We start from the raw sequence: 13,506 nt of genomic DNA, 5'->3' as shown, positions 1-13,506 counted from the left end.
GGAACGCCGACCGGTGACCTCCGACGAACGTCTTCACAGCAGTTGCCCCTCCTGCTGTGAAGACGCGTTTGTGGAGAATGGATTACCGATCGCGTTATCGCAAGAAACGCGGTCTCAGATTTCTGTCAGGATTTCCGAATACGGAAGACGCGACTTTGGCAAATCGGCGTTGTAGTCTTTCTCCGCGTCGTGATAACCCAGAGTCACGACCACCAGGCTTGTGAATCCTTTTTGACGCAGTCCCAGTTCTTCGTCCAACGCCTTCACATCGATGCCCTCCATCGGCGTCGCATCGATCCCAAGGGCGGCCACCCCCAACAAGAATGCACCGATGTTCAAATAGACTTGCTTGTCCATCCAGTGCTGGACATCTTTGAAATCGTGTTTGTGCAAGTTGATGAACAGATTGCGTCCGGCATTCATTTTGTCCTTGAAGGACGGGTCTGCGTCAAATCGCCCGTCCCTTTCTTCCTGTTGCAACAACCGCGTCAAGTAATCTTGCTGGATGTCCAATCGGCTACAGAAGACCACCACGTGGGAAGCAGCGCGAATGGAACCGCTGTTGAACGGATATTTCTCGTCAGTCCCCTTGGCAACCCGTTCCTTTCCTTCGTCGGTGGACGCCAGGACAAAATGCCAAGGTTGTGAATTCACGCTGGACGGGCTGAACCGCAGCAGCTTTTTGATCTTCTCCACATTCTCCGGTGAAATCTTTCGTTCCGGGTCGTAGGCCTTGGCGGAGTAGCGGTTCAGTGCATGATCGACGATATCCAGTTGTGCTGACTCAGTGTCCGATCCACAGTCGACGTTCGTATCTAACATGATCAGTCTTTCCCACTGGTCGAATCGCAAAGGCAGTGACCGGTTTCGGTTGTCCGACCTCCGGCGAAGATTTCGGCTGCGGGCGGGTAAGATCACGAATCGCCCAATCGGCCGTCGCCACCGGAAAGGCAAGCTGCGTGCCAATTGATTTACCGGAGGGCAAATCGCGTTAATTGCGGGTTCCAAAGCCTTTCAAACGCAGCCGGTCACGATGCCGCCGTGGGCCCGTCGCGCGAATTTGCGCACCTTTGTCAATGGGCGCACAGTCGGCCGCCAGACAGCGGAAGGGCGCTTGCAGAAGACGGACTGCAAAAGACGGCCGATAGAAGATGGCCGCGTGATCGAGTTTCACGGCGCTGATCGCCGATCAGCCATCGACGCCGTGCTGCTTCATCATTCGGTACAGCTTGCGGCGTTCGATTCCCAGCACCCGAGCCGCGGCCGATTTGTTGCCATTTTCTTGCTGAAGGACTTCAATGATGTGTTGACGTTGCAGACGCATCAAGGTTCCTTCCTGAATGCCAGATTCTTCGCCGTCGGCCGGTTCGTTCGCGGCGACTTCATCGGGCAGATCATCGATCGTGATCTCGTCATCGGTCAACACTTTGGCACGTTCGATGGTGTTGATCAATTGGCGAACGTTCCCCGGCCAATCATAGGACAGCAAAGCCGATCTTGCTTGTGGGTGCAGTTCGTGCTGGTCTCCCAAGAAATAATCGATCATCGTTTCGACATCGGAGCCACGATCACGCAGGGCGGGCAAGTCGATCGCCAAAACGTTGATCCGATAGTACAGGTCCTCGCGGAAACGTCCCGCTTCGACCTCTTCTTTCAGATTTCGATTCGTCGCGGCGATGATCCGGACATTGACACGTCGTTCCTTTTCGGATCCGACGCGTCGCATCGAACCATCCTCCAACACTCGCAACAGTTTCGGTTGCAACGTCAACGGCAACTCGCCGATTTCGTCGATGAACAGGGTGCTGCGATCGGCGACTTCGAACAGCCCCGGTTTGGCAGCGGTTGCACCGGTGAAGGATCCTTTTTCGTGACCGAACAATTCACTTTCGACCAACTGTTCAGGCAAAGCCGCGCAGTTCACGGTCACCAAAGGGCGGTCACCACGCGTGCTGTTTTGATGAATCGCTTGGGCGACCAGTTCTTTTCCAGTCCCACTTTCGCCTTGGATCAACACGGGCTTGCCGGTGGGGGCGACACGATCGATCAGACGAAAGACTTTCTTCATCTTTTCCGATTCGCCGACCATTTGGACGGCCGGGCTTTTGGATCGATCGATGACTTCGCGTAGTTGGGCGTTTTCTTTGCGTAGCCGTCGGGCTTCCGATGCGACTTGGCAACGCCGTTCCAGTTCGGCCATCGGGAACGGCTTTGACAGAAAATCAAAGACGCCACGACGCATCGATTCCACCGCATTTTCGATGGTGCCTTCGCCGGTCAGCACGATGATTTCCGTGTCGACGCTGGTATCGCGCATCCGCTGGACCAATTCCAGACCGCTTAGCCCCGGCAGATTCCAATCCAAAATGGCGATATCGAAGTCGCGTTTTTGGCTTTCGCTGATGCCGTCCTGGCCGCTTGCCGCATGAACGACCGTGTGTCCACTTTTTTCGAACCAGCGCACGCATGCACTGGCAAAATCGGGATCGTCATCGACGAATAAGATCTGAAGTTGGTCGTTGCTCATGATGATTCCGATTGTAGAAAATCAGCCGCCCCGCGGCAGGTGGCGTTGAAAATGAGCACAGGCCGACGGCCACACAGTGCTTGCACCAACCGATGGGATGCCGTGTGATAGATGGGGCAAACACGAATGGATTCAGTGCCCGACGCCCCACCGAAACTCTCAAGGTGCGGTGATCGGCACCCATCGCACGCTACCAATACTTCATCGAATCCTTGGAAGGCAGGCATGCTTGCACAACACGAGCGGATCGAACGCGACTTGCGGGGGCAAACCCGCGTGCTGAAGCGTTTGGCCGAAGGGGCTTCGCTGGACGAAATTTTGCACACCTTGGTCGAGGTGGCCGAGGAATCGCGACCGGAAATGATCGGTTCCGTGTTGTTGTTGGATTCCGACGGACGTTTGCGCAATGGTGCGTCGCTGCGTTTGCCGGACGAATACATCAAAGCGGTCGACGGCGTGATTCCATCACCCGATATGGGATCCTGTGGAACTGCCGCGTATCTGAAACGACGTGTCGTCGTCGAAGACATCGCAACCGACCCGTTGTGGAAGATGGCCCGCAATGCGGCGCTGAAAGCTTCGCTGCGTGCTTGTTGGTCCGAACCCATCATCAGCACCACGGGTGATGTGTTGGGAACGTTTGCAATGTATTACCGCGAACCGCGGAAACCGAGCGAAAGCGACCTGGATTTTGTTTCCAGCATGGGCAGCCTGGCCGCGCTTGCCATTGAACGCGTGCGTCACCAGAACGCGGTCGAACGCGAGCGTGCGGTCCTGACAGCGATCGTCAACGGGATCCCCGATGCTCTGGTCATGACGGGACTGGACCGACGCATCACACATTTCGGCGGATCGGCGGAAAAGCTTTTCGGCTACACCGCGGATGAAGTCTTGGGTCAAACCACCGAAGTGCTGTATGCCAGTTCCGACGACTACAAACGGATGGGTGACGAACACTTCAACACGATCTCCATGACGACGACCGACGCAACCGAATTGATCTGGCGACGCAAATCCGGCGAGACGTTTCCGGGTGAAGTCGTGGGCGCGGTGATTCGTGATGAACAGGGTTCACCCTTTGCCTTCCTGGGATTGATCCGTGACATCACCGAACGCAAGATTGCGGAGGAACGTTTGGCCGAAAGCCAGTTGAAGCTGGTCCAATCCGAACGACTGGCCGCGATGGGACAGATGGTTTCGGCGATCGCGCATGAAAGCCGCAACGCGTTGCAGCGAATCCAGGTCGGGATCGACGTCCTGGGCTATGAAATCAAGTCGGGAACGGAAGCCGGTGATGACCTGGAACGAATCAGCCGTGCCAAAGACGACTTGCTGAAGCTGCATGATGGCCTGCGGAATTTCGCAGGACAAATTCGACTTCAACGATCGACCGCGAACTTGGCGGATGCTTGGCATTTGGCCTGGGGCAATCTGAATGTCTTGCGAAAAGGACGTAACGCCACGCTGGTTGAAAACGCCGATGGCGTCGATTTGGAATGTCCACACGATGCGTTCCGGATCGAACAAGTGTTTCGAAACCTGTTCGAAAACTCGCTGGCCGCGACAGAAGATCCTGTGACCATCGACATCAAGGCCGCTGAACAGATCGTGGATGGTCGCGACGCGATCGTGGTGACCGTGCGTGACAACGGTCCAGGCTTATCGGCGGAACAACGTGAAAGGGTTTTTGACGCTTTTTTCTCCACCAAACCCAAAGGCACCGGATTGGGCATGGCCATTGCTTTACGCTTCATGCAAGCTCATGGTGGCACGATCCAGATCGGGGAATCCCGATGTGACGGAGCCGAATTTTTGTTGACATTTCCTAAGTCCGCTGATGAAAACGCCCCTGCGAATCGTGATCGCCGATGACGAGGACGATATTCGATCGTGCTTTGGCCGGTTGCTGCGAAAGCTGGGCTACTGCGTCGTCGGTGAAGCATCGGACGGCCAGCAACTGGTGCACGAAAGCCATCGGACCACGCCCGATTTGATCATCACCGACGTCCGCATGCCGCATAAATCGGGGCTGGATGCGGCACTGGAAATCAATCAACAGCACGACATCCCGATCATTTTCATGTCCAGCTATGAAGAAATTGCCGGACAGACGATCGAGTTCGCCGTGGACTTTCTATTGAAGCCCGTCGACGTTTCACAGTTGCAGCAAGCCATCTGCAAAGCGTTTCCCGATCGTTGTAATCTTCACTGATGCGAGCGGCCCGCGGCCACCCTTCTTCGCGTCGCATTGATTGACCGGTCAAACGAGGATCTGTCCCCCCACCGTGGCCTAAGGGAAACCGAGCGGCCACAGGCGCGCGTATGTGGGCAACCGCAACCGCCGACGCCCACCGGCGGCCAGTCACCCAATGCGGGCCCCACCCCAACCCCCGACAACATTCCAAGATGAATCCCAAACTTGTCGCCATCACCGGAACCACCGGCGAACTAGGACGTGAAGTCGCCGAACGTGTGGCCCAATCGGGTCTTCCGATGCGATTGTTGGTTCGCGATTCCGATCGGGCGCCGCAAATGCCCAACACGGACGTCCGCGAGGCCAGTTATGAAGACGTCGATGCATTCGCCACCGCCGTTTCGGGTGCGGACACAGTATTCCTGGTGTCTTTGCCGGAATCGGAACAGCGACGTGCGTTGCATCGGTCCGCGATCGATGCGTGCCGCCAAGCTGGTGTGAATCGGATCGTCTACACCAGCTTCACCCACCCGTCGCCCGATGCAGTCTTCACGTTGGCAAGGGATCACTACGACACCGAACAAGCGTTGGAATCGTCGGGCATCCCCTTCACCGCGCTTCGCAACAACTTGTACATCGAAATGATCCCGACCCTGGTGACCGCTGGCGTGATTCGGGGTCCCGCCGGCGATGGCCAGTTTGCTCCCGTGGCGCGGACCGATGTCGCGGCCGTCGCCGCGAGGGTGATCGTTGACGGTTTCGAAAACAACCAGCGGTTGGAAGTCAGCGGTCCCGAACGGATTGACCTGCACCATGCGGCCGCGTTGATGTCGGAGATCACCGGCCAACCGGTCGGGTACATCAACGAAACGATGGACGAAGCGTTTCAGAGTCGTGCCCACCTGAACGCCACTCGTTTCGAAATCGAAGCATGGATCAGTAGCTATACGTCCATCGCCGCCGGCGAAATGTCGAACATCAGTGACACCGTTGCGAAGCTGACGGGCCGTCCGGCCCAAACCCCGCGGGAACGACTGACGCAATACTTGTCCACGGCGACAACATCGTGCTGAGTGGGTTTACCACCGTCGTGCGTCGAATCGGCCTGGCGTGACTTTGATCGGCCGAGCAGCCGCCTCGGCCGCGCGACCATCGCAACCAGCCGTTACATTGTCGGTTCGAACAACGATCCGACAACTTGCAAAGGCTGTGACGATGAAGCCGTTTCACTCCGTGTCCTGTTGGCTGGTGCTATCCCGCCCGGTGCTATTCGGCCCGATGCTATCCGGCCTGGTGCTTGCCTGGCTGGCCTGCCCGCCCACTGCCGCCGCCCAGCCCCAGCATCCCAACGTTCTGTTCATCGCCGTGGACGACTTGAATGACTGGGTCGGCTGCCTGTCAGGTCATCCCGATACGGTGACACCGAACATCGACCGCTTGGCCGGACGCGGCATGTTGTTTACCAACGCACACTGTGCCGCACCGGCGTGCAATCCATCCCGTGCGTCGATCTTCAGCGGCCGGATGCCGAACGTCACGGGCGTCTGGTCCAACGATTCTGGATCGATTCAAAAGGTCTATCCACAGGCACGCCACTTGCCGACGGCGTTCGAAGAAGCGGGCTATCGTACGGCCGCAGTTGGCAAGCTGTATCACACCCGAGGCAAAGAACAGTTTCAGCAATACCAGGTTGAAAGCCAGCGTTGGAGCCCTTTCCCGGCCGGCGATGTCAAATACACACAAACGGAATTGCCCACCAAAGGCAGCGATCACCCTCGTCACATGTTGCAGGACAGCATGGGGCGTGAAGTCGTTCTGCCCATCAATCGCATGCCATCGGATCGGCGTCCCGACGATGTGGCGGGCGAATCATTTGATTGGGGCGGATTTGATCTGCCTGACAGCGATTGGGGTGACACTCGCGCGACCGACTGGGCCATACAACGTTTGACGGAATCCGAAACACAGCCACAATTTTTGTGCGTGGGATATTATCGTCCGCACATTCCACTGTTTGCACCGGAGCGATTCTTTGATCGATTTGCGACAAAGCACGCGGCATTGCCGCCGTATCGCAGTGACGATCTGGATGATCTGAGTGACACCGGACGAAAATGGGCGATCGAAGCGATCACTGCGGGATTGCATTCCACCGTCGTCAAGCACGACCAATGGCGTGTCGCCGTCGAAGCCTACTTGGCCTGCGTGACTTATGTCGACCAGGAAATCGGCCGCCTATTGGATTCCGTGGATACCTCACCGATGGCCGACAACACCTGGATCGTTTTGTGGTCCGACCATGGTTGGCATCTCGGTGAAAAAGACCATTGGGGAAAGTGGACCGGTTGGGAACGTTCGACGCGCGTTCCGCTGATCATCGTCCCGCCGAAACAGTCTGCTGCCGGTTTTGCGGCGGCCGGATCCACCTGTGATGCTCCGGTCGGTTTGATCGACTTGTACCCGACCTTGGTGGAACTGTGTGGTTTGGAGGGCCCGCAAATTCTGGACGGGCATTCGCTGGTCCCGTTGCTGAAGAAGCCGAAGGACGAATTCCGCGACAGCGTCCTGACGATGTTCGACCAGGACAACGCCAGCGTCCGTGATCGGCGATGGCGATACATTCGCTATCAAGATGGCAGCGAGGAACTGTACGACACGCAAACCGATCCCAACGAATGGAACAACTTGGCCGACAGCGACCAGCACCGTGACGCGAAGGAGGCGATGAATGCGCAGCTGAACGAACACCTTGCCCGATACGAAGCAGACGCCAATCGCATTGCCGCGTCTCAACTGAAATGGGTCGGCGTGTACCGCAAGCAACCATTGTTGCCGGATCCGTCGGAAATGCTGACGCACCAGGACGCCGAACCTGATTTGAACGATGGATTTCAGCCTTTGTACAACGGCCAGAACCTGGAAGGCTGGAAACCCATCGGCGGTGATTGCAAATTTGAAGCGTCCGGCAACACCATCGTCGGAACTTGTGTCCCCGGGTCGCCCAGCACTTATCTGTGCACCGACCGGAGCGATTTTTCGGATTTCATCTTTTCCGCAGAACTGAAACATGTCGTCGACGGCAACACGGGCGTCATGTTCCGCGCCGCAACAAAGCCCGGCGAAGGCCGATCGGCTGGCCAATTGACCGTCTTCGGTCCACAGTGCGAAGTCGAAGCGTATTCGAAGCAGCGGTTCTGGTCCGGTGGGATCTATGGTCAAAGCGCCGGCGGATGGATCTATCCCATGTGGCTCAGCCGGCACGAATCGGCCAGACAAGCGATGCAGTCGATGGGGCAATGGAATCGCGTGACGATCCAGGCCAAGGGTGACACCATCCAAACTTGGATCAACGGACAACCGGCGGCCAAGTGGAAGACGGATCAGTACGACCAAGGCTTCTTCGGTCTGCAAATTCACGCCGGTCGCGAGGGCGAAGTCCACTTTCGCAACGTGATCGTCAAAGAACTTTCGCCCTGATCCGACGACCGATCGTTGGCGGACCGAGCGGACGATTCGTCATTCCCACTCGCTTGGCGGTTCGACCACGTTGCCGACGGCCGGCTTGGAGAAAGTGCTCGCGCCCAACAGCTTGACGGTTCCGATGGTTGTCGACGAATCCACGACGAATACGCCGCCACCGGGTCGCGTCAGTTCGAATGCGACGGTGGCATCCGAGAAACCCGATCGGCGACGATGGATGACGCGTTTGCGGTTGGCTGGATACCTGGTGATCGCAGTTTCCGCCTTGGTGATCGTTCGATCGTTGCCGCTGGACAACGCGATATCACACTTGCAAGGCTGGATCACCGACCTTGGATTCTGGGGTCCGTTTGCTCTGGTCGTTCTGTACATTCTGGCGACCGTGTTGTTTGTCCCGGGAACCCTTTTGACGTTGGTTGCGGGTGCCGTTTTCGGACTTGGTATCGGCACCGCGATCGTTTCGGTGGGATCCACCGTTGGATCCGCTTTCGCGTTCTTGATCGCACGCTATGCCGCACGTGATTCGGTCGAACGACTGGCGTCGAACAACCGACACTTTGCGGCCATGGATCGTGCCATCGGCGAAGGCGGTTGGAAGATCGTGGGACTTCTGCGGCTTTCCCCCGCGATACCCTTCAATGTCCAGAACTACCTTTACGGTTTGACGCCCATCGGTTTTTGGCCATGCGTGGGGACCAGTTGGCTGGCAATGCTGCCCGGTACCTTCATGTACGTCTACCTCGGGCATTTGACCGGCGCGGCAGTGGAAAGCGATCGTCAACGCACCACGGGTGAATGGATCTTGCTAGGCGTCGGCTTGCTGGCCACGATCGTCGTCACTGTCTACGTCACACGCTTGGCCAGCCATTCATTGAAGGCACAGGTCGCTGCACCGGAGAATACTGCGTCGTCGGATGAAACCGCTGAATCGATCGAAACAGCGAAAGTCCCGACCCCAGCCAAAACCATGCGAACGGGGTTGGTCACGGCGTTTGCCGTGATCATGGGGATCGCGGCAGCGTATGTTGCCACGAACCAAGACCAAATCGCCGGTCTGTTTGATCCGGCCGTAAAGTCCGCGGCCGCGTCAAACTGAGTTCAGCGGCCCAGGCACCTGTCACCATTGACGCGTTGATCATTTGCCGGTTTCGAATTGCCCAACGGAGAACGCTTGTATGAACGCCTTGCAACCCGACGGTGAAGACAATCAGCGTTTGGAATCCAACGTTCATCCACCGGATTGGACCAACCCGACCCCGACGGGTCCCTATCATCTGGTGGTGATCGGCGCGGGCACCGCGGGCTTGGTGACCGCGGCCGGTGCCGCGGGATTGGGTGCGAAAGTCGCCCTGATCGAACGCGATTTGATGGGGGGTGATTGTCTGAATGTCGGATGTGTTCCGTCCAAGGGCGTGATCAGTGCGGCGCGGGTGGCTCGCGGCGTTCGGCGATCTGCCGATCACGGCGTGAAGACCACGGGCGACGTTGAAGTTGACTTCGCCGGCGTGATGCAACGCATGCGTCGATTGCGAGCGGACATCAGCGACAACGACTCGGCGGCGAGGTTTTCGGATCTTGGGGTCGACGTCTACTTTGGGTCCGCCCGATTCGTCGACAGCGAAACGATCGAAGTCGCTGATCAAACGCTGAAGTTCAAACGTGCCGTCATCGCCACCGGCGCCCGAGCCGCTGTTCCGACGATCCCAGGCCTGGATGATGTGAACTATCTGACCAACGAATCGGTCTTTTCGCTAACCGAATTGCCCAAACGTTTCGGAGTCATCGGTGCCGGCCCCATTGGTTGCGAATTGGCACAGGCCTTTGCACAGCTCGGTTCGGAGGTGTATCTGATCGACTCCGCCCAAGGCATCCTTTCAAAAGAGGACCCGGATGCCGCAAACATTGTCAGGCAATCGCTGATACGTGATGGCGTCCAACTGTTGTGCTGTGGCCGCGAATTGAAGGTCAGGCAGTCGCCACAGATTCACGTCAGCGTGGAAGCCGGCGGAACGTCGTACGACCATTCGGTGGATCAATTGCTGGTCGCTGTCGGACGAACGCCCAACGTCGAAGGATTGAATTTGGAATCCGTCGGCGTCGCCTACGACCGGCACGGTGTCCAGGTCGACGATCACTTGCAAACCACCAACGCCAAGATCTTTGCCGCCGGCGACGTCTGTTCCAAGCTCAAGTTCACGCATGCCGCCGACTTCGCAGCCCGAATGGTGATTCAGAACGCGTTGTTCGCGGTGGGACCGCTGGGGAAGAAGAAGTTCAGCGACCTGATCATTCCCTGGTCCACTTACACCACCCCAGAAATTGCTCACGTCGGGATCAGCGAACAACAGGCCGACGAAAACGGCGTGAAGATTGATACCTACCGGCAATCGATGGCGGAAGTCGATCGAGCGATCTTGGACGGTGAGACCGATGGGTTTGTGAAAATCCACACACGCAAAGGCACTGATCGCATTTTGGGGGCCACCATCGTGGCCCCGCACGCCGGTGATTTGATTTCGCAGATCACACTGGCAATGCAGCAAAAGATCGGACTCGGTGCCATCGCCAACGTCATTCATCCTTACCCGACCCAGGCCGAAGCGATCCGAAAATTGGGTGATCAATACAATCGGACACGACTGACCGCCACCAGTAAGAGCGTGCTGGCCGCGCTGCGTCGGTTCAATGTTGGGGGTTAGAAGTCGTGGCCTTAGGCGATCGCCGATAAGTGGCCCGAAGACTTCAAGGCTTTGTTCGGCCCAGGGTCACCGATACGTCCTTGGTCTGGCGACACCACTGGGTCAATTCCGACAACAAGCGTTCCCTGTCATCGTGGTACTTCGGATCGTCAATCCGATTGCGGAGTTCATCAGGGTCAGTCGATAGGTCGTAGAGTTCCAATTTCGGAACGACACCTCCCAGATTCTGTGGATCCATTTCAGCCAAGACTCGATAGGCGACCGGGAAGCGATCTTTCAAACGAATCGTTTCGTCGTAGACACGATTGCCCCACTTCGGAAACTCGCGGGAATCCGCGTTGACCTGACGCCAACCGGTGTCGACGTTCTCACGATAGATCAGCTTCATTCGGCCATCAAAGATCATGCGTTCTTGCATCCCGTCGTTGGGCAGCGGCCCACGATCGGATATCTCGGCATAAATGTTTTCCCGCCCCGTCGATGTTGTGTCACCACGAACAACGCTGGCAATGGATTGACCATGAATCGGCACGTCGAACGTGTGGTCGATGTCACAATATTTCAACAACGTCGGCAAAAGATCCACTTCGCTGACCAAAGCGTCCGAACGTTGTCCGCGAACCACCCCTGGGCCTCGAAAGATCAACGGCACGCGCAGCCCCAAGTCATACAGCGTCATCTTGCCATGTTGATACGTCGGACCATGATCGCTGAGATAGACGACCAGCGTGTCGTCGGTGTGACCGGTTTGCTGCAGCGCATCTAACGCCTCGCCCACCGCATGGTCGGTTTGTTCGATCGCCGCCAAGTATTCGGACCAATCTTTACGGATGACTTCGGATTCTGGCAAAAAACTGGGCGGCTGAACCTTGTTCGGATCGACGCGAATCGCCTGCTTGTCGCTGTTGGGATACGGCCGGTGTGAATGGGGAATGTTGACCATCAAGAACCATGGCCGTCCCGACTGATCCGCAGTATCAATGAAACGCTGTATCTCACCGCGTCCCCCGTGCAGGAACTGGTCATAGGGAAACTTTTCATTGGGCAAGACATGCAATTTGTGCGTGACGCCTTGGAAGTAGCCGCTGTCATGCAAAATCTGTGTCAGCGTGACATAGGGATCGCGAATTCGGTTGCGACGGAACAACGGCCGCCGACGTTCTTGCGGCGTCACTTGCTCGGCGGGTTTGTGGTAGTTGTACGTGTTGTTCAAAATTCCATTGGTGTGATTGTGCAGTCCCGTGTACAGGGCGGCTTTGGATGCCGAACACACCGGATAGGCGACCATCGCATTGGTGAAATGGATCCCGGATCGCGCCAGACCGTCAATGTTGGGCGTTTGCAGTCCCGGCGTTCCCAAGTAACCCGCCTGCGCCCCCTGATCTTCGGCCAAGATGAACATGACGTTGGGATGGTCGGCACAATGCCCCGTTCCCATCGATGCTAAAACGGCAATGGTGATCCCCATCAACCAAGTGCACGGGTTCGGTTTCATCGACAACATTGCTGGGACGATCTCTTGCATGAAAGGTCAAACGTCGGTTGATCCATTTCAATCGATGTTCCGATGCAGTATACGCATGTCGTGATCGTTCAATGTTCACGACGGTGGTCCGAATCATGCAAGCGTGACGCTTTGGCAACGGCTATGATCGGGGGCGACCCTCGGTCATCCCGCCTGTCGAATCGTTTCCCGCCTGAAATCTTCGGAACACGTCATGACGTTCGCTCTTCCCCGCCTTCGATCCTGGCGACGCTTGTTAACGATTGCCATCGTGTGCGTCGCGTTCCTACCATCGGCCGCGCGTGCCGAAGCGACCAAGATCAAAGACCTGGAATTTGCCAGCCTGGACGGGCACTCGCTGAAGCTGGACCTGTATTTGAGTCAGCAGCCTGACAGCCCGCTGTTGGTTTGGATCCACGGGGGCGGATGGCGTGCCGGCAGCAAAGCGAAATGCCCGGTGAACTGGTTGACCGAAGAAGGCTTCGCCGTCGCCAGCATCTCTTATCGGCTGACCGACAAGGGGACGTTCCCGGACCAGATTCACGATTGCAAAGCCGCGGTCCGTTGGCTGCGTAGCAATGCGGACAAGTACGGCTACAGCGTCGACCGCATCGCGGTCGGTGGCACCAGCGCCGGCGGACACCTGGCCGCATTGCTTGGCACCACCGGCGGTGTCAAGAAATTGGAAGGAAACGTCGGCGGCAACGAAGACCGGTCGTCGCGCGTCGATGCCATCGTCGACTTTTTTGGCCCCACCGACTTTGTGCACCGCACCAAAACACAACCACACAAGACGACCGAAAAAGGATCACCGGTTAGTTTGTTGTTGGGCGGACCGACCGACGAGAAAGTGAAAGCCGCCAAGTTGGCGTCACCGATCTACCATGTCAGCGAGGACGATCCGCCGCTGTTGATCTTCCACGGTACCGACGACACCACGGTTCTGATTGCTCAATCGGATCGATTCGCCGACGCCTACCGAAAGGCGGGCCTGAGTGTCCGGTACGAGAAGATTGACGGTGCCAAGCACGGCGGCGCCGTGTTCTTTTCCGGCGAGCAGCGGAAGACGCTGAGCGAGTTCCTGAACAAGCACTTGCGTTGA

At 57.3% G+C, this 13,506-nt stretch carries 10 protein-coding genes; 7 read left to right on the top strand and 3 right to left on the bottom strand.

The window, feature by feature from the left end; all coding sequences use genetic code 11:
• Nucleotides 1–114: 114 nt before the first annotated feature.
• Nucleotides 115–774 (bottom strand): oxygen-insensitive NAD(P)H nitroreductase, encoded by a 660-nt coding sequence (gene nfsB / locus Mal65_RS07405; protein WP_165701564.1) that lies wholly within the window; start codon nt 772–774, stop codon nt 115–117.
• Nucleotides 775–1,189: 415 nt separating this feature from the next.
• Nucleotides 1,190–2,527, bottom strand: coding sequence for a sigma-54-dependent transcriptional regulator (locus Mal65_RS07400; protein WP_145295449.1), 1,338 nt, complete (start codon nt 2,525–2,527; stop codon nt 1,190–1,192).
• A 225-nt stretch (nt 2,528–2,752) separates the two neighbouring features.
• Between Mal65_RS07400 and Mal65_RS07395 the strand changes: the two genes are divergently transcribed.
• From Mal65_RS07395 to Mal65_RS07370, 6 genes are all read left to right on the top strand, one after another.
• A complete protein-coding gene (locus tag Mal65_RS07395; RefSeq protein WP_145295447.1) occupies nt 2,753–4,399 on the top strand; it encodes a GAF domain-containing protein in 1,647 nt (548 codons plus the stop codon).
• On the top strand, nt 4,365–4,739 hold the full coding sequence (locus Mal65_RS07390; RefSeq protein WP_145295444.1) for a response regulator: 375 nt from the start codon (nt 4,365–4,367) through the stop codon (nt 4,737–4,739). The genes Mal65_RS07395 and Mal65_RS07390 overlap by 35 nt, the downstream gene beginning before the upstream one ends.
• 194 nt (nt 4,740–4,933) lie before the next feature.
• Entirely contained in the window at nt 4,934–5,794 is an 861-nt protein-coding gene (locus Mal65_RS07385; RefSeq protein ID WP_165701125.1) for an NAD(P)H-binding protein, read from the top strand.
• Nucleotides 5,795–5,936: 142 nt separating this feature from the next.
• Nucleotides 5,937–8,198 (top strand): sulfatase-like hydrolase/transferase, encoded by a 2,262-nt coding sequence (locus tag Mal65_RS07380; protein WP_165701124.1) that lies wholly within the window; start codon nt 5,937–5,939, stop codon nt 8,196–8,198.
• 124 nt (nt 8,199–8,322) lie between these two features.
• A complete protein-coding gene (locus tag Mal65_RS07375) occupies nt 8,323–9,297 on the top strand; it encodes a TVP38/TMEM64 family protein (RefSeq protein WP_196784661.1) in 975 nt (324 codons plus the stop codon).
• Between the two features lie 79 nt (nt 9,298–9,376).
• Nucleotides 9,377–10,900 carry a mercuric reductase gene (locus Mal65_RS07370; protein WP_145295436.1) on the top strand — a complete coding sequence of 508 codons (1,524 nt, stop codon included), beginning with the start codon at nt 9,377–9,379 and terminating at the stop codon, nt 10,898–10,900.
• A gap of 43 nt (nt 10,901–10,943) precedes the next feature.
• On the opposite strand, the gene Mal65_RS07365 is transcribed toward Mal65_RS07370, so the two are convergent.
• Nucleotides 10,944–12,395 (bottom strand): sulfatase family protein, encoded by a 1,452-nt coding sequence (locus tag Mal65_RS07365; RefSeq protein WP_196784660.1) that lies wholly within the window; start codon nt 12,393–12,395, stop codon nt 10,944–10,946.
• 223 nt (nt 12,396–12,618) lie between these two features.
• Here Mal65_RS07365 and Mal65_RS07360 point away from each other — a divergent pair, with 223 nt between their 5' ends.
• Nucleotides 12,619–13,506 (top strand): alpha/beta hydrolase, encoded by an 888-nt coding sequence (locus Mal65_RS07360; protein WP_145295431.1) that lies wholly within the window; start codon nt 12,619–12,621, stop codon nt 13,504–13,506.

This window comes from Crateriforma conspicua (assembly GCF_007752935.1).
GTDB lineage: Bacteria > Planctomycetota > Planctomycetia > Pirellulales > Pirellulaceae > Crateriforma > Crateriforma conspicua.
Note: the sequence above shows the minus strand (reverse complement) of the source record. Positions and strands in the feature narration are given on the sequence as shown.